Source organism: Nonomuraea sp. PA05, assembly GCF_008086045.1.
GTDB classification, from domain to species: Bacteria; Actinomycetota; Actinomycetes; order Streptosporangiales; family Streptosporangiaceae; genus Nonomuraea; species Nonomuraea monospora.
In genome coordinates, this window is record NZ_VSEY01000014.1 from 198,376 (window position 1) to 217,767 (window position 19,392).

The window sequence follows — 19,392 nt, forward strand, 5'->3', positions numbered from 1 at the left end:
CCCCTGGGGCCTGCCCGCCTGCCCGCCCGGCATCGGCACCCGCCCCAGGGGATTCTCTCCGCCCGGAATATTGACATTTAAACCGTCGAGGTCTGTCGTTCGCCTAGGAGGTGAACGGCATGAACGAATGGGATGCCACCTCGTACGCGGGAAAGGACACGATCCTGCGAGTCGTCCGGGAGGAGGCCGAGCGGCTGTTCGCGCTCGCCGAACCGGAGGAGGCCTGGGAGGCGCCGACCGCCTGCACGGGCTGGACCACGCGCGACGTGGTCGCGCACATCGTCGACACGACGGAGGGCTACTTCGCCGCCTTCGACGCCGCTCGCGGCGGAGGGGACCTCGGGACGGCGTACGGGCTGCCCGGCATGGGGGACCGGGTCAACGCCCAGGCGCTCGCGCTGCGCGGAGTGCCGCAGAAGGAGCTCCTCGACCGGCTCAGAGCGGACTTCGAGCGGATGCAGACCATCCTGCGCGGGCTCGGCGAGGACGAGTGGGCCGGGCTGACCGTCCCGCACTTCTACATGGGGCCGCTGCCGGCGTACTTCTACGCGGCGGGGCAGCTCATGGACTACGCGGTGCACTCGTGGGACGTCCGGCAGGGGAGCGGGCGGGCGCACGGGCTGCCGGGGGAGGCGGCGGACCTGCTCGTGCCGTTCATGTTCGTGCTGTGGCAGTCCACGATCCGGCAGGGGGCGGATCTGACGCCGTTCGAGATCGGGATCCGGGTCGGCGGGGTCAACGGGGGTGACTTCCGGGTTTCGGTGGGGGCGCGGGGGATGACGTACGAGCCCGGGAAGCTGGACGGGCTGCCGGCGGTCATCGAGTTCGACGCCGGGAGCATGGTGCTCACGACGTTCGGGCGGAGCAACTCCGGCACGGTGCGCGGTGATCTGCGGGTCGCCGACCGGTACCTGAATCTGTTCTTCCGGATCTAGCTTCGAGCCGTGGCGCAGTGGCTTGCTGGTGGGGTGGCCGGCAGGCCGCTGCGCCGCGGGATCCCGCGGGGCGATCGTCGCGACGTGGGCGGATGGGGCAATGCTCCGGATCGTCTGCGTCTTCAGCGCGCGGACCTTCGACCGGATCTTCAGCGGCATGGTGGCGAAGAACGCCGAAGGCATGCTGGAGTTGCCGTCCCCGCGCCGCCGCGCGACCGGCAGCTTCCAGGGCTGGCCTCTGGACGAGGAGACAGTCGGGCGTTGCCTCGCGGACGTCACCTTGGTCGAGGGCGGGCGTACGTGCATAGCCAGGGCGTGGCAACATCGCCACGCTCTCGGCCTCGTCCCTAGCCCTTCACCGAGCCGCCGAAGTTGAACGACCCCGCCAGGTACTTGTTGACCGCCACGTAGAGCACCACCGCTGGCGCCGTGTACAACACCGAGAACGCCGCCAGCTGCCCATAAGCCACCTGCCCGTACGTGGAGAAGAACGTGTAGACGGTGACGGCCGCCGGCTGCTTCTCCGGCGTGTCGAGCAGGACGAACGGCGCGAAGAAGTTCCCCCACTGCCCCACGAACACGAAGATCGCCACCACCGCGATCCCCGGCGCCATCAAGGGCCCCACCACCGCGCGCAGTGACCGCACCCAGCCGGCGCCGTCCACCCAGGCGGCCTCCTCCAGGCTGACCGGCACCCCGTCCATGAAGTTCTTCATCATCCAGATGGAGAACGGCAGCGAGCTGGCCGTCAGGAACAGCACCATCGCCAGCACGGAGCCGTACAGGTTGAACCGGAAGAACATCGCGTAGACGGGCACGAGGATCGCCGTCACCGGCAGACCCGTGGTGAACAGCAGCGTCAGCATGAAGTGGCGGCGGTAGCGGAGCTGGTAGCGCGACAGCGGGTACGCGGCCAGCCCCGCCACCAGCACCGTGAGGAGGGCCGTGGAGCCCGAGATGACGACGGAGTTGATCAGCGGGAGGATGATCGTCTCCCAGGTGAGCACGGCCTGGAAGTTGGCCAGGGAGAAGGCGAAGGTCGGGGTGGCGGAGAGCGACGCCTCGGGCTGCACCGAGGAGAGGAGCACCCACAGGAAGGGCCCGAGGAAGGCCAGCGTGATGACGAGCAGCGACAGCAGGGCCGCGCCCCTGGCGGCGATCCGGGTCATGCGTCCTCCACCTTGATCAGACGCAGGTATACGAGCGAGAACAGCGCCCCGATGACGAGCATGACCAGCGCGATGGCCGAGCCGTAGCCGATCTCGAAGTAGCGGAAGGCCTGCTCGTACATGTAGAGCGGAGTGGTCTGGCTGGCGGTGCCCGGTCCGCCGCCGGTCAGGGCGTAGATGAGGCCGAAGCTGGCCAGCGTCTGGAGGGTGATCAGCATGAGGTTCGACATGATCGAGCGGCGGATCAGCGGCAGGGTGATGTGCAGCAGCCGCCGCAGGGGGCTCGCCCCGTCCACCGCCGCGGCCTCCACCAGGTCGGGCGGCACCTCCGACAGGGCGGCCGAGTACACCAGCATGGAGAAGGCGGTGCCGCGCCAGACGTTGGCCAGGATGACGGCGAGCATCGGCGCGGTGTAGAGCCACTCCTGCGAGATGCCGAGCACGGTGTTGAGCGTGCCGTCCTCCGACAGGAACGAGAACCAGCAGGCGGCGGCGACGATCTCGGGCATCACCCAGGCGCCGATGACCACGCCGTTGACGACGCTGCGCGTCACCCGGCCGCGGCCGCGCTGGAGGAGGGCGATGATCAGGCCCAGCGTGTTCTGGCCGATCACGGCCGAGCCGATGACGAAGACGAACGTGAGCAGGAAGGAGTTGACGAAGTTCGGGTCGTCGAACATCCGCGTGAAGTTGTCGAAGCCCACGAACTGCGAGTTCACCGAGGCGGAGCCGGTCAGGGTCTCGTTGGTGAAGGCGATGTAGACGCTCCACAGGATGGGCCCCGCCAGGAACAGCGCCAGCAGCACCAGCGCGGGGGCCATCGGGAGCAGCCAGCGCAGTACCCGCCGCCGCCGTGCCGGGCCGCCCGGCGGCGTGCCCGTCACGGCCGGCGACGGTGCTGTGGCGATCGTCATCGGGCCAGGACCTTGTCGGCGCCTCCGACGGCTCCCGGCAGCGCCTTGACGTAGGCGGCGGTGGCCTCCTCAGGGCTGCGCGAGCCGGTGGTGACCGCCTCCATGGCCTCCTGGACCTGCGCCGACACCTTCGGGTACGCCTCGTAGGCCGGCCGGTAGTGCGTCACCTCGGCCAGGTCGGTGAAGAACTTCACGCTCGGGTTGTCGGCGGTGTACTTCGGGTCGGCCGCGACGTCCTTGCGCGGCGCCAGGTCGCCGGTGCTCACGGAGTACGTCAGCGAGTTGTCCTTGTTGGTGGCCACCGTGATGAAGTCGAACGCCTCCTGCTTGAGCTTGGCGTAGGAGCTCATCGCCATCACCCAGCCGCCCGACATGCTGACCGCGCCCGGCTCCTCGCCGTTCTGCGTCGGCATGGCCGTCCAGCCGGCCTTCTGCTGCCACTCGGGCCACGGCTTGGTGCTGGTCGGCTTCCAGGCCGCCGCCGTCCACGCGCCGTCGAGCGAGATGCCGACCTTGCCGGCGGGGAACCACTCCAGGTTGACCTTGTCGGCGAGCTTGGCGTTGTGCGCGTCGGCCTGCTTGGGGCCGAGCTCCTCGCGGTAGACGGTGTTGATGAAGGTCAGGGCGTCGGTGAAGTTCTTGCCGCCGGCCACCCACTTCTGCTGCGTGTCGTCGTAGAGGGTGCCGCCGGGGGTGCCGTACAGGAGCATCTCGAAGCCCTGCATGGTGGACGCCTCACCGTGGATCTTCGTGGAGTACATGCTGAACGGGACGGCGTCCGGCACCTTCTGCTTGATCGTGCGGGCGGCGGTCAGGATGTCGTTCCAGCTCTTCGGCTCCCAGGGGACGGGCAGGCCGGCCTTGGCGAAGACGTCCTTGTGGTACCAGAGGCCGCGCGTGTCCGTGCTGATGGGCACGCCGTAGATCTTGCCGTCGACGCCCTTGGCCGCCTCCTTGACCGAGTCGGGGAACTGGGCGGTCCAGTCGGGCCACTTGGTCAGGTAGTCGTCGAGCGGGGCCAGCTTGCCCGCCGCGACGTCCGCGTTGACCTGGAACGTGTCGTGCAGGTAGACGTCGGGCGCCGAGTCGGGCGAGCGGTTCAGCAGCGCCAGTTTCGTGTAGTAGGCCTCGTTGTTGCCCTGCACCGCGGTCAGCTTGATCGTGACCCCGGGGTGGGCGCTCTCGTACTGCTTCTTCGCGTCGCGGAGCATGTTCTCCAGATGCGGCCACGTCGGCTCCACCTTGTAGAGGACTTCGAGCTCTTTGGCTCCGGACGCCTCCTGCGCGGCACCGCCACCGCAACCCGCGGCTGTCAGCGCTGTCAACAACACGAGGGAACCAGCCAGGCTCCGTCTCATCACGGCCTCCCCTTGTTTCCTTGGGTTGCTGGAGAACGTAAATCTTTTTGATTTACTAAGTCAACACTCTGTGGTGACATTGCTCACATGCAGCAGGGCACGAACCTGCCCAAGGTAGGCAGCTACAACCGCGCCGTCGTACTGGAGGCCATCCAGGCGTCCGACGGCATCAGCCGGGTGCAGATCGCCGCCGTGACCGGACTCACCGCCCAGACCGTGTCGGTGATCGTGCGCAGGCTGCTGGAGGAAGGACTGGTCGTCGAGGACGGCTCCGCGCCGTCGCGGAGCTCGAGCGGCGGAAAGCCCCGCACGATCCTGCGCGTCGAGGCCCGCGCCGGCTACGCGGTCGGCGTGCACTTCGACCCGCAGGAGCTCTCGTTCGTGCTGGCCGACCTGGCGGGCCGCCCCGTCACCCGCCTGCACCTGCCCTTACGCCCGCGCGCCAGGCCCGACGCGGTGATCCGCGGGATGGCCAGGACGGCCCGCAGGATCCTGCGGGAGGCGGGGGTTCCCGACGGCAAGGTGCTCGGCGTCGGGCTGGCCTGCCCGGGGCCGCTGGACGCCGACGGCGTGATGGTGTCGCCGCCGAGGCTGCCGGGCTGGGACCGGGTGCCGATCAAAGGGCTGCTGCAGGAGTACACCCGCTTCCCCGTGACCGTCGACAACGACGCCACGGCGGCGGCCATCGGCGAGCGCTGGGCGGGCATCGCCCGCTCCGCCCGCGGCTTCGCCTACCTCTACCTGGGCACCGGCATCGGCGGCGGGCTGATCCTGGACAACCAGGTCTACCGGGGCAGCTCGCTCAACGCCGCCGAGTTCGGGCACATCACGGTGGAGCCGGAGGGGCCCGAGTGCTACTGCGGCAACCGGGGGTGCGTGGAGGCCGTGTGCTGCCCGAGCGCCATCGAGGCCGCACTCGGCAGCGGCGCCGGCCACGCCGCCATCTGCGCGGCGGCGGCCGGCGGGGAGCCGGAGGCCCGCCGGGTGATCGAACGGGTGGCGCAGCGGCTCGCCGACGCCGCCGTGAGCGTGGTGAACATGCTGGACATCGACCTGCTCGTGCTCGGCGGGCCCGCGCTGCGGGAGGTCGGCGAGATCTACCGTGAGGTGATCGCGCGGGCCGTGGCGGAGCGGCCGCTGGCCAGGCGGCTGCACGGGGTCAGGGTGGAGACCTCGCCGATCGCGGCGGACGCCGCCGCGATCGGCGCGGCCTCGCTGGTCTTCCACGCCACGTACGCGCCCCGCCTGGGCACCCTCGTCAGCGGCTGAGGCGGATCATCAGGCGCGCTTCAACCTGAGCGTCACCAGTTCGAAGGGCCGCAGCGTCAAGGGAATCTCCTCTCCCTGGCTTCGCGGCTCGCCCGTGGGCCGCTCCAGCAGGTCCGTCGTGACGACCTGCGCCACGGGGAACGCGGCACGCAGGGTCGCCCTGACCCGGCCGCCGCGCGACTCGTGGAAGCGGACGATCACGTCGCCGCTCTCGTCGTCGGCCAGCTTCACGGCCGTCACCACCACGGCGTCGTCGTCCACCGTGACCAGCGGCTCGACCGGCGCCGCGCCGGGCACGCGGCGCTCGGGCTGGTTGATGAACCAGCCCTCGCGCACCGCGTCGCCGATCGCCGCGCCCGGCACCAGCGCGTGCCGGAAGCGGTGCGTCCCCTGGTCGGTCTCCGGGTCGGGGAAGCGCGGGGCGCGCAGCAGCGAGACGCGCAGCGTCGTGGTCGTGCCGTGCTCGTCCACGTCGCGGGTCACGTCGTGGCCGTAGGTGGAGTCGTTGACCACCGCCACGCCCCAGCCCGGCTCCTCCACGTGCACGAAACGGTGGTTGCACGCCTCGAACTTGGCCGCCTCCCAGCTCGTGTTCGTGTGGGTGGCGCGGAAGGAGTGGCCGTACTGGCTCTCGGCGGCGTACCGGTCGGCGCGCACGTCCAGCGGGAAGGCCAGCTTGAGGAACTTCTCCGTCTCGTGCCAGTCGACCTCGGTGCCGATCTCCAGCCGCCCGCCGGTGACCGTGAGCCGCTGCGTCACCTTCGAGGCGCCGAACGAGCGCTCGACCACGACCGTGCCGCCGTCCAGCCGGAGATCGCCGGCCTCGGTGAGGTCGGTGACCGTGTGGCGGTAGAACTCGTCCACGTCCCAGGCGTCCCACTTGTTGGGGAAGTCCTGGTGCAGCTGGAGCAGGTTCGCCGCGCGTCCCGGCGCGACCGTCTCCCTGCCCGCCCGCAGGTCGAAGGCCGACACGACCAGCCCGCGCCCGTCGATCTCCACCCTGATCAGCTCGTCCTCCAGGACGAAGCCGCCGCCCTCGCGGGCGCGCGCCACCGCGGCGGGCGGCCCGGAAGCGGGCGTGGCGCCGCCCGCGGGGACGCCGTCGCGGGCGTGCGGGGCGCCGTTGAACGTCAGCTCGCCCGGTCCGTCCCCCGCCAGCGCCCGCTGGGCGCCGTCGATGATCTCGTTCAGCTCGCCCGCCACGATCTCGTACGTCCTGCGCGCCTCCCGGTGCACCCAGGCGATCGACGACCCCGGCAGGATGTCGTGGAACTGGTGCAGCAGCACCGTCTTCCAGAGCCGGTCGAGCCGCTCGTACGGGTAAGGGCGGCCCGTCCGCACCGCCGCCGTCGCGGCCCACAGCTCCGCCTCGCGCAGCAGCGACTCGCTGCGCCGGTTGCCCTGTTTCGTCTTGGCCTGGCTGGTCAGCGTGGCGCGGTGCAGCTCCAGGTAGAGCTCGCCGACCCACACCGGCGGCTGCGGATACTCGGCCTCGGCCTTGGCGAAGAACTCCGCCGGCGTCTCCCAGGTGACCTTGGGAGAGCCCTCCAGGTCGCGGACCCTGGCCGCCTTGGCCACCATCTCCCGCGTCGTGCCGCCGCCGCCGTCACCCCAGCCCGTCGGGGCCAGGGAGTGGCGGGCCACGCCCTTGTCCTTGAAGTTGCGGGCCGCGTGCGCCAGTTCCCCGCCCCGCATCGAGCAGTTGTAGGTGTCCACCGGCGGGAAGTGCGTGAAGATGCGCGTCCCGTCGATGCCCTCCCACAGGAACGTGTGGTGCGGGAACGTGTTCGTCTGGCTCCACGAGATCTTCTGCGTGAGCAGCCGCTTCGACCCGGCCGCCTTGATGATCTGCGGCAGCCCGGCCGCGAACCCGAACGTGTCCGGCAGCCACACCTCCTCGTTGTCCACGCCGAACTCGTCGATGAAGAACCGCTTGCCGTGCACGAACTGCCGGGCCATGGCCTCCGAGCCCGGCATGTTCGTGTCGGACTCCACCCACATGCCGCCCGCCGGGACGAACCTGCCCGCCGCCACCGCCTTGGTCACCTTCGCCCACACCTCGGGCCGGTGCTCCTTGACCCACGCCCACTGCTGGGCCTGCGACATCGCGAACACGAAGTCCGGCTCGTCCTCCAGCAGCGCCGTCATGTTGGACGTCGTACGGGCCACCTTGCGCACCGTCTCACGCAGCGGCCACAACCACGCCGAGTCGATGTGCGCGTGCCCGACCGCGCTGATCCGGTGCGCCGACGGCACGGCCGGCGAGGCCAGCACCCCGGCCAGCTCCGCCCTGGCCGCCGCCGCCGTACCGCCGACGTCCTGCAGATCCACCGCGTCCAGCGCCCGCTCCACGGCGCGCAGCAGCTCCCAGCGGCGGGAGCCGTCGACCGGCAGCTCCGGCATCAGCTCGCCGAGCACCTCCAGGTCCATCACCAGCTCCCACACCGTCCTGTCGAAGACGGCCAGGTCCATGCGGGTCAGCAGGTACAGCGGATCGCCGCCGGCCGTCGCCTTGTCGCCCATCGCCGTCGGCCGGAAGTCGTTGTGACCCAGGATGATCGGGTTCGACGCGGCCTCGACGTGCAGCCGAACCTCCTCGCCGCCCTCGACCGGCTCGCCGATCCGCACCCACTGGTTGCGCGGGTTGAGCCCCTTCACCGGCGTGCCGTCGGGCCGGTAGACCAGCCCCTCGCACTGGAAACCCGGCTTGTCCGCGTCGAAGCCCAGATCCAGGATCGCCTCCACGATCCGGCCGCTCCACTCCAGCGGGACGGTGCCGGTGACGGTGAACCAGCTCGTCCCCCACGGCCTGCCCCACGCCCGGCCCACCGCGATCGGCTCCGGCTCGGCCGCCAGCCCCTCCGCCACCGGCACCGGCTCGTCGGGCGCGTGCCAGACGGCCACCTCCAGGGGGACGGACTCGGGGTGGATCGCCGGGCGGATCCGCTCGTCCAGAACGCGCTTGAGCCGGGCTTCGACCAGGTCGCGGTCGTCATGCATCAGGGAGGGCTCCTCATCAGTCAGGTAGTGGCCAACAGCACGTTAGGCACGCTGTCGGCGCCAGGGCAATGGATCGGAACGGTCGTACGGCAGGGATGTGTCTCTTAACGGGGATAGTTGAAAGGCGTACGTTTGACGCATGGCTGCGACCCCGGAAACGGTGCACTGGCGCGGCGTGCACCACCTCGCCCTGGTGACCTCGGACATGGACGCCACCGTGCGCTTCTGGCACGGCGTGCTCGACGCCCGCCTCGTCACCACCCTCGCCGTCCCCGCGTTCAAGCACTACTTCTTCGAAGTGGGCACGGGCAACACCGTCGCCTTCTTCGAATACACCGACCAGGAGCTCGACAGCTTCGCCAAACCGGCCGGCGTGCCGTACGCGAAGGCGGCGCAGTTCGACCACCTGGCCCTGCACCTGCCGGACGAGGACGCGCTGCTGCGGCTGCGCGACCGGCTCAAGGCGCACGGCTGCGAGGTGACGGACGTCATCGACCACGGCTTCCTGCGCTCCATCTACTTCAGCGACCCGAACGGCATCGCGCTGGAGGCCTCCTGGTGGACCGTCGACCCGACGGGCCGGCCGGTGGACTACTCCGACGAGCGGCTGTTCGCCGACCCCGACCCGGTGCCCGCCGTACGGGAGCTGCGCGACGACGGCCGGCTGCACCACACGGTGGCCACCCGGCTGGTGGACGGCATCGTCGAGGACCTGCGCCGCGAGGGCATCACCCTGGACTGAGCGCCACGCGCGTCAGGCTGCCAGGCAGGCGTGCAGGGCCTCGGCGAAGGCGGCCGGGCCGCGCAGGTAGCCGACGTGGTCGCCGGGCAGCTCCACGGCCTGCCTGCCCAGGTGCCCGGCCACGGCCAGCGTGGTGCGGTGGAAGAGCGTGCCCTTGTCCTCGGCCCCGTACGCCACCACCAGGGGAGCCTCCCGCAGCGCCGCCGCGTCCGGAAGGTAACGGCTGAAGGCCCGCAGCTCGTGGCGCAGGTTCGGCTCGGCGTTGGCCGCGATCCTGGTCAGCATGTCGCGCAACCACTCCGGCAGGCCGGGACCGGGCGGGCCGGGAGCCGCCATGCCGGTCTCCTCGCCCATCAGGCGCATGGCGGGCCCGGTGCCCTCGCGTTCGAACAGGTCGAGTGTCTCGGCTGTCAGGCGGCGCCAGCGTTCGGCGTCCGGCAGCAGCTCGTAGACGGGCGGTTCGTGTGCCACGAGCCGCCGCACCCGCTCAGGACGGCGGGCCAGCAGGTCGAAGGCGATCAGCGCGCCCGCGTGGGTGGCGAAGAGGTGAGCGGGGGCGGGCCCGGCGGCGTCCAGGAGGCGGAGGGCGTCGTCGGCGTGCTGTTCGACGGGCCGTTCGCCGAACGGCTGTGACAGGGGGCTGCGGGAGTAGCCGCGCCGGTCGTAGGTGATGACGGTGTAGCGGGCGGACAGGATGTCGGCCAGCGGGGCGGCCATGGCCGGGTCGGTGCTGCCGCCGAGCATCACCAGGAGCACCGGGCCGGAGCCACGGACCTCGTAGTAGAGCCTGGCGCCGGGAACGTCGAGCATTCCTGTGTCCATGGTGGGATCACTGTAAACGGGGCGTGTTCGTTAGCCAACTCAGGCGTGGCGGCTTTACGACAAGTCTGGATGTAGCCACCCGAAAGAGATGGACACCGCCAGCTCAGGGTGACTAGGAATTCGGTATTCGTGCTTACCGATGCTCTGGAGGTCGTCCATGCGTGGCTTAAGGCGGGGGATGGTGATGGCCGTCGTGGCGGCCATGGCGGCCTCGCCGCTCTCGGTTCCCGGCGCGTACGCCGCTGCCGCTGCGGCGGTGGCGTTCACGGCGGAGGCGGAGGGCGGCGAGATCACCCTGATCACCGGTGACCGGGTGCTGGTGCGGGCCGTGGACGGCGGGCACAGCACGGTGACGGTCACCCCCGCGCCCAGGGCCGACGGTTCCGTGCCGACGTTCCAGGTGCTGGAGACCGGGCGCGGCACGACGGTCATCCCCGACGACGTCGCCGCCCTGGTGCCCGAGCGGCTCGACTCCGAGCTGTTCAACGTGACGGCCCTGGCCGAGCAGGGCTACGGGGCGGCCATCCCGCTGATCCTCACGTACGCGTCGCCGAACGCCACCAAGGCCGCGCTGCCGGGCGTCGAGCAGGTGCGCACGCTGGAGAGCATCGGCGGCGCGGGCGTGCGGGTGGCGGCGAAGGACGCGGCGGCGTTCGGCGCGGAGCTGGCCAAGCTGGCCGCCCCGGCGGCGCAGCGGGCCGCGGCGCCGCTGGCCGGGGTGGCGAAGGTCTGGCTGGACCGCGAGGTGCGGCCGGTGCTGGAGGAGAGCCTGCCGCAGATCGGCGCGCCCGAGGCGTGGGCGGCAGGCTACGACGGCGCAGGCACCACCGTGGCGGTGCTCGACACCGGCGTGGACGCCGCCCACGCCGACCTGGCCGGCAAGGTCGCCGACCAGCGCGACTTCACCGGCGAGAACACCACGGGCGACCCGCACGGCCACGGCACCCACGTGGCGGGCACGGCGTCCGGCGTGGCGCCCGGCGTGAAGCTGCTCAACGGCCGGGTGCTGGCCGCCGACGGCTACGGCCAGCTCTCCTGGATCATCGACGGCATGGAGTGGGCGGCCGGCGAGAAGCACGCCGAGGTCGTCAACATGAGCCTGGGCAGCCAGGAGGCGGGCGGCCCGCTGACCGAGGCGGTCACCCGGCTCACCGAGCAGTACGGGACGCTGTTCGTGGTGGCCGCGGGCAACGACGGCTGCGACTCGTGCGTGGGCACCCCCGGCGACGCCCCCGAGGCGCTGACCGTCGGCGCGGTGGACAAGCAGGACCAGCTCGCCCCGTTCTCCAGCAGGGGCCCGGTCGTGTCCGACCAGGCCGTCAAGCCCGACGTCACCGCGCCCGGCGTGGACATCACCGCCGCCAAGCCGGGCGGCGGCCGGGTCGCGATGTCCGGCACCTCGATGGCCACCCCGCACGTCGCGGGCGCGGCGGCGCTGCTGCGCCAGGCCCGACCGGGCATCACCGCGAACGAGCTGAAGTCCCTGCTCATGGCCACCGCCGAGCCGGGCGGCGACATCCCGGTGGACGCGCAGGGCGCGGGCCGCATCGACGTGGCCGCCGCGATCAAGGGCACGGTGGTGGCGTCGGCGGGCTCGCTGAACTTCGGCAGGCTCACCACCGGCGAGCAGAAGACGCTCACCATCGGCTACCGCAACCTCGGCCAGACCCCCGCCGAGCTGCCGCTGACCGCCGGCGACGCGTTCACCGTCGAGCCGGCCACGCTCACCGTCCCGGCGGGCGGCACCGCTGAGGCGAAGGTCACGCTGAAGGCGGGCGAGGAGGGGATACTGCGCCAGGAGCTGACCGCGGCGGGCGTCCGCACGCTGCTGACCGCGAGCGTCCAGGAGAAGCGGGTCGAGCTGCGCGTACGCGGCGTCGCCAGGGACGGCCGCACCGGCCGCGGCGGCTTCACGGTGCTGAACCTGGACGAGGGCACCCTGGTCGGCCGCGTGCTGCCCGGCGACCCCGCCCAGCCCTGCACCGACGCCAAGTACGGATCGGGCACCTGCCTGCTGGTCAAGCCGGGCACGTACTCGGTGCTCGGCCACATCTTCACCATGCCGGCCACGCAGGACAGCACCACCGGCGGCAAGCCGCTGCACGAGAGCCTCGTCGGCGACCCGGAGCTGCGGATCACCGGGAACACCGAGGTCGTGCTGGACGCCCGCGAGGCCGTCGAGGTCAAGATCGAGACCCCCGACCACGAGACCAAGCGCAACACCGGAGCCGCCGCCGCCCTCATGTGGTACCGGGCGGGCGAGCAGGGGACGGCGCTGCGCGGCGGCACCACGATCACGCCCGGCGGGCAGGTCGAGGAGCGCCTGTTCGTCCAGCCGACCAGGAAGGTCACCAAGGGCACGTTCGTGGTCTCCACCCGGTGGCGGCTCAAGGCCCCGGAGATCGCCTTCTCCACGCTCGGGCTCAAGCTGAACCCCGAGTACGTGGACCCCGTCCAGTTCAGCGACTTCGCCACCGAGTACCCGCGCCTGGACGGCACCCGCCTGCTCCTGGCCGTGGACGCCGGCCGGGGCAGCGCCGGGGAGCTGAAGGGCCGCGACCTGCGCGGCAAGCTCGCCGTGATCCGCCGCACCGAGGGCGTCGCGGTCTCCGCCCAGTCGAACGCCGCCGCCGCGGCCGGCGCCGCCATGGTGGCCGTCTACAGCGACCGGCCCGGCTCCGACGTCACCACCGGAGGCAACGGGGTCAAGCTGGCCGTGCCGACCGTGCGGCTGACCCACGAGGAGGGGCTCAAGCTGGTCGAACGGCTGCGCCGCCTGCCGGTGCCGATCGTCGCCAAGGGCATCGTGGCCAGCCCGTACGTGTACGACCTGCTGCTGCGAGAGCAGGGCAGGGTGCGCGACTCGCTGACGTACGTGGTGCGCGCCAGGTCGCAGGCCAGGGTCGAGACCGGCTACCACAGCCAGCTCGCCGACGACGTGACGGTCAACGAGGCCCGCTACGTCTTCGAGCCGTGGGACAACGTGTCGATCTCCACGAACCACCCCATGGCGCGCACCCCGCGCACCCGCGTCGACTACGTCACCCCGGACCCCGACCTGCGCTGGAGCACGTCGGCGGTGACGCCGGAGCGCCCCTACAACAACCTGTGGCCGCACGAGGACACCGTCAGGGTGGGCGTCGCGGCGCCGGAGATGCGCTCGTACGAGGCGGGGGAGCGGGTCAGCCGCACCGTGTTCAAGCAGCCGCTGCTGCCCGGCGTCAACCCGCGCAACCCGCTGCGCAGGGAGGGCGACAAGCTGCGGGTGTCGATGCAGGGCTTCGTGGACGCCGGCGGCAACTACGGCGAGGCCTACACGAGCCTGTTCGAGCACGGCCTGAAGACCGACTTCCGGCTCTACCAGGGCGACGCGCTGCTCTGGCAGACGAACTACCTGCCCGCCGGGTCGGGCACGCTGGCGCCGGAGAAGGCGTCGTACCGGATCGAGTACGACGTGGCGAACGAGTCGCCGTGGGCGAAGCTGTCCACCCGCACCCGGGGCGTGTGGACGTTCGCCTCGCAGCGGGGGACCGCAGTGATCCCGCTGCTGGTGGCCTCGTTCGACGCGCCCGTGGATCTGACGAACCAGGCCAGGTCCCGCACGCTCGATGTGCGCGTGCGCCACCAGGAGGGGGCCGATCGCAGCGCGATCGAGGACGTCTCGCTGGAGGTGTCGTACGACGACGGCGCCACCTGGAAGCCGGCCCGCCTGCGTGACAGGGGCGAGGGAACCTACCGGGCGACGCTCGACCGGGCCCGCTCCGGCTTCGTCTCGCTGCGGCTCAACGCCTCCGACGTGAACGGCAACACGGTGACGCAGGAGGTGATCCGCGCCTACGCCGTCCGCTGAACGCCGTGCATGAGGGTGTCGATCACCTTCTTCGCCACCGCGTCAGCGTCCTGACCTGGGGGAGTGCCGCCGTGCGCGGCCTCCCCCAGCAGCGCGCCGCCGTGCGCGGCCTCCCCCAGCAGCGCGAGATAGACCTGCCTGGCCCAGACGATGTCGGCGCCGGGCCCCAGCAGCTTCGCGAAGACCTCCTCGCACACCCCCATCACCTCCGCCTGCACGGCCTGGGCCCGCGTGCTGAGCGGGATCTGCCTGGCCAGCGTGAAGTGCCAGGCGGGCTTGATCTGCAGGATGCCGGCGGTGGCCTGGTGCAGCGCGACCAGCGGGGGAGCGGTGTGCGGGCGGGCGGCGTGCACCGCGTCCAGGATCTCCTGCCAGGCGGTCACCTCCATGGCCTCGATCAGCGCCTCCCTGCTGGCGAACCTGCGGTGGACGGTGGCCCTGGCGACGCCGGCCGCCTCCGCGATCTGCTCCATCGTGGCCACCGGGCTGGCGCTCAGCACGTCTTCCGCCGCCGCCATGATCGCGCGCATGCTGCGCTCGGCGTCGGCCCGCAGTCTTCCCATGGGAAGGAACGTTACCGCCTCGAACTGCGACAAAGTGTTGCAGTTTGGTGAGAATCTGCTACTTTCTTGCTCATGAACACCAAGGGAACCGCTCTCGTCACCGGCGCGTCCTCCGGCCTCGGCGCCGAGTTCGCCCGCGCGCTCGCCGCCCGCGGGCACGACCTCGCGCTGGTCGCCAGGTCCGCGCCGGCCCTCCGGACGCTCGCCGCCGACCTGCGCCGCGACCACGGCGTCCGCGCGGAGGTCATCGTCCAGGACCTGTCCGCGCCCGACGCGGCCACCCGGGTCGCCGAACAGAGCGCCGGCCTCGGGCTCACCGTCGACCTGCTGGTCAACAACGCCGGCTTCGGCACGGCCGGACACTTCGACCGGATCGCCGCCGAACGCGAGCACGACGAGCTCATGGTCAACGTCGTGTCGCTGGTGGGGCTCACGCACGCGTTCCTGCCCGAGATGCTCAGGCGCGGCACCGGCGGCGTGATCAACGTGGGCTCCACGGCCGGGTTCAACGTCGCGCCGTACTTCGCGACCTACGCCGCGTCCAAGACGTTCGTGCTCAACTTCAGCCTCGCCCTGTGGAGCGAGCTGCGCGGCAGCGGCGTGAAGGTGCTCGCCGTCACGCCCGGCCCGGTCGAGACGGCCTTCTTCGACCGTATCGGCACCAGGAAGGCCGCCATCGGCGCCACCCCCGCCACCCCCGCGTCCGTCGTCGCCGACGCCCTGCGGGCCTACGACCGCGACCGGGGCTACGTCGTCCCCGGCCGCGGCAACTTCGCCATGGCCCACCTCATGCCGCGCCGGCCGCGCAAGCTCGTCGCCCTGCTCGGCCGGCGCGTCACCCGGCAGGTGGCCGACGAGCTCACGCCCAGCGTGGCCCGGTGAGCGGCCGGCTCCTGCTCCTGTCGATGACCTCCTCCGTCGTCAGCGGAGAGCTGGGATGCCAGGTCAGGCACATGGGCACCCGCGTCTTGGCGAACGCGGCGCCCTCCCGCGCCACGTAGAACTCACCCGAGCTCAACCGCGACACGTCAGGCACGTCACCGCCCTTCGACCGGGCCATCTCCCTGGCGGCGGTGATCTGGATCGGCGCGTTGAGCAGGCCGAAGAACTGCGTGGCCGAGTTACCAGGGATGTGGTTGTGCAGGCCCTTGGGCGCCTGGGTGGCGAAGACCAGGCCGAGGCCGTACTTGCGGGCCTGCGACGCGAGCAGCACCGTGCTGCGGGTCGAGGCCGACGGGCCGGTCGCCGGTGCGAACGTCTGCGCCTCGTCCATCACCAGCAGCGCGCCCAGCGGCCGGTTCTGCGCAGGATGCCGCTTGAACCAGACGAACAGCTCCATCTGCAACTGGCTCACGAAGCTCTGCCGCTGCTCCACGGAAGGCAGCCCGACCAGGCTGATCACCGACACCCGCGCCCGCTTCCCCTCAGGCGGCGTCACCAGCAGGCCCGGATCCACCGGCGTGCCCGCGCCGCCGAACAGCGGATCGTTGTCCATCGCGGCCGTCAGCGACTGGGCCAGCTCGGCGGCGATGCGCGGCGCGTTGGCCAGCTCGCTCACCCCGTCAGGCAGGTCGGCCAGCAGCGCCGCGAACCCCTTGAGGCTCGTCGCGCCCCGGCGGCCGTAGTGCGCCAGCGCCTTGCGCAGCACGGCCTGGCCGAGCTGTGCCTTGCCGGTGTTGGCGTCCAGGCGGATACGCGGCGCGATGAACGCCACCGCGGCCTCGACCGCCTCGGTGAACTCGTCGGGGTCGTCGGCCAGGCCCGCGAAGTCCGGCAGCGGCTGGAACGCCAGCGGGCGGCCACCCGCTCTGCCGGGCGTCCAGATCACCACGTCGGTGCCGGTCAGGTACGTCTCGGCGCGGCGGGCGTCGTTCTCCATCCAGGTCGTGGGCGGGTGCGGCCAGCGTTCTCCCAGTCTGGCCAGGTCGTTGTTCGGGTCGAGGACGATGGCGGAGACGCCGAGGAGGGCGCACTCCTCGATCAGGCGCCTGATGAGCACCGTCTTGCCGGAACCTGAGCCGGCGAAGATCGTGACGTGCTTTCTGAGTGCTTCCAGGGCCAGGGTCACGGGGGCGCCGTCGGCCGTCCTCCTGCCGATCACGAGGGACGGGGTGCGCGTCGCGGGGGCCTCGGAACCGGGGTGCGGCGAGCGTGCGGGTGGGGGTGCCGAGTGCGGGCTGACGGGCGAGCGTGCGGGTGGGGGTGCCGAGTGCGGGTTGGCGGGCGGGAGCGCGGGTGGGGGTGCCGTACGGGGCTCCGGAACGCTCCACGCCTCGGCCAGCGCCTCCCGCAGGAACCACACCCCGGACGTCGGCCGGCGTCCGGCCAGCCAGGCCGCCAGGTGCGGCGGGTTCTCCGCGAGCAGCACCCGCAGCGCGGCCAGCACCCGGAGATCCTTCTCGCTCACCGGCAGGGTCCGCCCGCCCGCCTGCTCGAACTCCCGCAGGGCCGCCCGCGTCGCCGCGCCCTGCGACCACGGCGTGTTCCGCAGCAGGAACAGCCGCCGCTTCGGCACCGCCGCGTCCAGCCCCGCCGCCACGGACGCCCGCCGGATCCGGTTCAGCGCCGCGTTGCCGTGCCCGGCGGAGACCGCGCGGAAGGCCCAGTGGATCTCGTCCTCCCTGGACTCGTCGAGGGTGCGGCGCAGCCGCGCGTGCAGCGGCGGCTTCGGGCTCGGCGGCGGGTCCACGCTGAACGCCAGGCCGCCGCCGCCCCGCTCGGCGATCCACGCCGACAGCCCGGCGGCCAGCAGCGCGGGCATCGTCGCGTCCTCGGTCGTCTGGTCGAAGCGCGGCGCCGGGCCGCCGTCCCGCAGCTCCGCGAACCGCGCGTCGATCACGCTCAGGTCCTCGGGCGGCAGGTGCGGCGCCACCGTCGCGACGGGCTCGGCGGGCTCCTGCTCGGCGGCGAAGCCGGTCAGCTCCCTGACCTCCTCGTCCAGCAGGCAGGCGCGGACGTGCTGGTCGATGCGCCGCAGCAGCTCGCGCGGGGTGAAGCCGGGCGCCTGCTCGAAGGCCTCGGGCCGCACCGGCCACGTCGGGTAGGGCGGCTTGACGCCCGCCTCGCCGTACTGGACCTCGAAGCGTCTGGTGACGATGGCGCGGGCGGTCTCCGCGTCCGGGATGGTCATGAGCTGGACCGCCTGCCTGAAGCGGTCGCGCACCGTGTCCACCGCCACGTTCTCGATCAGCGCCCAGGTGGCGGGGATGCAGGTCACCACGGTCAGCGTCCTGCGGGTGACCTCCCGCAGCGCCATGAGACCGCCCGCGATGCGCTCGATCATCAGCGCCTCGCCGTGCTCGTGGACGGCCCCCGCGGTCGCGGTCGAGGACTGCGCCACCAGGGGGTCGATCTGGTCCACCGCGATGATCGTCGGCCCGGTCAGCGCCAGCAGGCGGGAGACGTCCCTGACGATCTCCTGCGGCGACCTGCCGAGCTGCCTGATGCCCCACCTGGCGCGCTCGCCGGCCTCCCCCTCCGGAGCCGACGACAGGAACGCCTCCCCGAGATCCTGAAGGCCGAGGTCGTCGCCGGCCAGCAGCACCAGGGCGCGCACGGTGTCCTGGCACTCCCGGCCGGCCTGGGGCTCCCTGCGGCGCAGCGCCACCACGAACGCGTCCAGCTCCTCCCGGGTGACGGGCCGCTTGCCGGTGATCGCCCGCCTGGCCATGCGGGTCAGGCCGGTCTCCGTGGCCAGCCGGTCGAGGAACAGCGTGAGCTGCGCCTGGCCGTCCGGGCCCCGGCGCGACAGGCTGTCCAGGATCGACACCATGGTGCTCTCCCAGAAGCCCCTGGCGTCCAGCAGCCCCACGAGGACGAAGTAGCCGCCCTGGCTCTGCACCTGCTCCCGGACCCAGCCGAGCAGGTGCGTCTTGCCCGTTCCCCGCTGACCCTGGATCACCACGCCGATCGGGCTGGCCTCCGGACGGTGCGCGGCCTCGGCCAGGCCGTCGCGCAGGATCCTGGTGGAAGCGCCGTGCAACCCCGCCACGTGGTACGCCGAACGGCGCCACACGTCGTCGGCGCTCTCCGTGTAATTGAAGGTCAGCGCGGCGAGGTCGGGCACGCCGCCCGTCATGCGGGGCCGATCCACAGCAGGTGCTTGCGCTGGCCGCCGATGAGGACGGCGGCCTCGCGATCGGCGGGCGTGAGGGTCTTCTGGTTCGACTCGGGGACGAGGTTGACGTCCGGGAGGCGTTCCATGCGGGTCAGCGTCTCGTCCACCTGCGCCCTCGGCAGGTCCGCCAGCAGCGCGCGCAGGCCGGCCAGCCCCACCCAGGCGCCGGGGCTCTGTGCCAGTTCGGCGTACGCGCCGCGCACTCGCGCCTCCAGGCCGCCCGTCGCCAGGCCGCCCGTCGCCAGGTCGCCCGTCGCCAGGTCGCCCGCCTCCAGGTCGCCCGTCTCGTCGCTTTCGTCGTCCGGCTGGAAGACGTCGGCGAGGCTCTGGTCCGTGCGCCGCATGTAGCGGGGCAGCCAGTCCAGCAGCGCCCGCGCCATCGCCCCTGACGAGCCCGTCTGCGGCGGGATGTCGCCCGTGCGCAGGTCCTCCGCCAGCCGCGCCCAGCCGGCGTCCGTGAGCACGTGCAGGAACACCCGGCCGGACTTCCTGCTCTCGACCAGCTTCAAGGCGTTGAGCCGGTGCCGCCTCTGGCCGTCGATCGTCAGTTTGTGTCGTTGCTTGAGCTCGGTGTTGGAGACCTCACGGGCCTCGACGGCCAGCACTACCAGGGCCGAGAAGTCGGGGAGTGAAAGCCCGTTGTGCGGCATCTC

General features: G+C 71.9%; 13 protein-coding genes. 5 read left to right on the forward strand and 8 right to left on the reverse strand.

All coding sequences use genetic code 11. The features are described from left to right. The first annotated feature begins 119 nt into the window (after window positions 1–119). A complete protein-coding gene (locus tag FXF51_RS23180) occupies window positions 120–935 on the forward strand; it encodes a maleylpyruvate isomerase family mycothiol-dependent enzyme (RefSeq protein ID WP_148436616.1) in 816 nt (271 codons plus the stop codon). 347 nt (window positions 936–1,282) lie between these two features. On the opposite strand, the gene FXF51_RS23185 is transcribed toward FXF51_RS23180, so the two are convergent. The 3 genes from FXF51_RS23185 to FXF51_RS23195 are packed head-to-tail and all read right to left on the reverse strand — an operon-like array spanning window position 1,283 to window position 4,343. After that, window positions 1,283–2,104, reverse strand: a complete 822-nt coding sequence (locus tag FXF51_RS23185) for a carbohydrate ABC transporter permease (protein WP_148436617.1) — start codon at window positions 2,102–2,104, stop codon at window positions 1,283–1,285. Continuing rightward, complete coding sequence (locus FXF51_RS23190; RefSeq protein ID WP_148436618.1) at window positions 2,101–3,018, reverse strand: carbohydrate ABC transporter permease; 918 nt, start codon at window positions 3,016–3,018, stop codon at window positions 2,101–2,103. The genes FXF51_RS23185 and FXF51_RS23190 overlap by 4 nt, the downstream gene beginning before the upstream one ends. Next, complete coding sequence (locus FXF51_RS23195) at window positions 3,015–4,343, reverse strand: extracellular solute-binding protein (protein ID WP_222871419.1); 1,329 nt, start codon at window positions 4,341–4,343, stop codon at window positions 3,015–3,017. The genes FXF51_RS23190 and FXF51_RS23195 overlap by 4 nt, the downstream gene beginning before the upstream one ends. A 120-nt stretch (window positions 4,344–4,463) precedes the next feature. Between FXF51_RS23195 and FXF51_RS23200 the strand changes: the two genes are divergently transcribed. After that, the gene (locus FXF51_RS23200; RefSeq protein WP_148436620.1) at window positions 4,464–5,645 is read left to right on the forward strand and encodes an ROK family transcriptional regulator; all 1,182 of its coding nucleotides are present in this window, start codon (window positions 4,464–4,466) and stop codon (window positions 5,643–5,645) included. 9 nt (window positions 5,646–5,654) lie between these two features. Here the strand turns inward: FXF51_RS23200 and FXF51_RS23205 are convergent, their stop codons facing one another. Continuing rightward, on the reverse strand, window positions 5,655–8,645 hold the full coding sequence (locus FXF51_RS23205) for an alpha-mannosidase (RefSeq protein ID WP_148436621.1): 2,991 nt from the start codon (window positions 8,643–8,645) through the stop codon (window positions 5,655–5,657). A gap of 139 nt (window positions 8,646–8,784) precedes the next feature. Here FXF51_RS23205 and FXF51_RS23210 point away from each other — a divergent pair, with 139 nt between their 5' ends. Beyond that, complete coding sequence (locus FXF51_RS23210; RefSeq protein WP_148436622.1) at window positions 8,785–9,387, forward strand: VOC family protein; 603 nt, start codon at window positions 8,785–8,787, stop codon at window positions 9,385–9,387. Between the two features lie 12 nt (window positions 9,388–9,399). Here FXF51_RS23210 and FXF51_RS23215 read toward each other — a convergent pair whose 3' ends face one another. Beyond that, the gene (locus FXF51_RS23215) at window positions 9,400–10,209 is read right to left on the reverse strand and encodes an alpha/beta fold hydrolase (protein ID WP_148436624.1); all 810 of its coding nucleotides are present in this window, start codon (window positions 10,207–10,209) and stop codon (window positions 9,400–9,402) included. 157 nt (window positions 10,210–10,366) lie between these two features. Between FXF51_RS23215 and FXF51_RS23220 the strand changes: the two genes are divergently transcribed. After that, the gene (locus FXF51_RS23220) at window positions 10,367–14,059 is read left to right on the forward strand and encodes a S8 family peptidase (RefSeq protein WP_148436626.1); all 3,693 of its coding nucleotides are present in this window, start codon (window positions 10,367–10,369) and stop codon (window positions 14,057–14,059) included. On the opposite strand, the gene FXF51_RS23225 is transcribed toward FXF51_RS23220, so the two are convergent. Then, window positions 14,044–14,622 carry a TetR/AcrR family transcriptional regulator gene (locus FXF51_RS23225; RefSeq protein ID WP_148436628.1) on the reverse strand — a complete coding sequence of 193 codons (579 nt, stop codon included), beginning with the start codon at window positions 14,620–14,622 and terminating at the stop codon, window positions 14,044–14,046. The two genes, FXF51_RS23220 and FXF51_RS23225, sit on opposite strands and share 16 nt — an antisense overlap. 72 nt (window positions 14,623–14,694) lie before the next feature. On the opposite strand from FXF51_RS23225, the gene FXF51_RS23230 reads away from it, so the two are divergent. Then, on the forward strand, window positions 14,695–15,504 hold the full coding sequence (locus FXF51_RS23230; protein ID WP_148436630.1) for an SDR family NAD(P)-dependent oxidoreductase: 810 nt from the start codon (window positions 14,695–14,697) through the stop codon (window positions 15,502–15,504). Here FXF51_RS23230 and FXF51_RS23235 read toward each other — a convergent pair. Both FXF51_RS23235 and FXF51_RS23240 read right to left on the reverse strand, forming a co-directional pair. Continuing rightward, window positions 15,482–18,715 (reverse strand): ATP-binding protein, encoded by a 3,234-nt coding sequence (locus FXF51_RS23235; RefSeq protein WP_262379775.1) that lies wholly within the window; start codon window positions 18,713–18,715, stop codon window positions 15,482–15,484. The genes FXF51_RS23230 and FXF51_RS23235 overlap by 23 nt on opposite strands. Continuing rightward, entirely contained in the window at window positions 18,697–19,389 is a 693-nt protein-coding gene (locus tag FXF51_RS23240) for a hypothetical protein (protein WP_148436634.1), read from the reverse strand. Before FXF51_RS23240 ends, FXF51_RS23235 begins: the two co-directional genes overlap by 19 nt. Window positions 19,390–19,392: the final 3 nt, after the last annotated feature.

Coding starts and splice junctions, on each gene's coding strand:
- FXF51_RS23180 (WP_148436616.1), top strand. CDS start 120: ATGAACGAATGGGATGCCACCTCGTACGCGGGAAAGGACACGATCCTG.
- FXF51_RS23185 (WP_148436617.1), bottom strand. CDS start 2,104: ATGACCCGGATCGCCGCCAGGGGCGCGGCCCTGCTGTCGCTGCTCGTC.
- FXF51_RS23190 (WP_148436618.1), bottom strand. CDS start 3,018: ATGACGATCGCCACAGCACCGTCGCCGGCCGTGACGGGCACGCCGCCG.
- FXF51_RS23200 (WP_148436620.1), top strand. CDS start 4,464: ATGCAGCAGGGCACGAACCTGCCCAAGGTAGGCAGCTACAACCGCGCC.
- FXF51_RS23205 (WP_148436621.1), bottom strand. CDS start 8,645: ATGCATGACGACCGCGACCTGGTCGAAGCCCGGCTCAAGCGCGTTCTG.
- FXF51_RS23210 (WP_148436622.1), top strand. CDS start 8,785: ATGGCTGCGACCCCGGAAACGGTGCACTGGCGCGGCGTGCACCACCTC.
- FXF51_RS23215 (WP_148436624.1), bottom strand. CDS start 10,209: ATGGACACAGGAATGCTCGACGTTCCCGGCGCCAGGCTCTACTACGAG.
- FXF51_RS23220 (WP_148436626.1), top strand. CDS start 10,367: ATGCGTGGCTTAAGGCGGGGGATGGTGATGGCCGTCGTGGCGGCCATG.
- FXF51_RS23225 (WP_148436628.1), bottom strand. CDS start 14,622: ATGGGAAGACTGCGGGCCGACGCCGAGCGCAGCATGCGCGCGATCATG.
- FXF51_RS23230 (WP_148436630.1), top strand. CDS start 14,695: ATGAACACCAAGGGAACCGCTCTCGTCACCGGCGCGTCCTCCGGCCTC.
- FXF51_RS23240 (WP_148436634.1), bottom strand. CDS start 19,389: ATGCCGCACAACGGGCTTTCACTCCCCGACTTCTCGGCCCTGGTAGTG.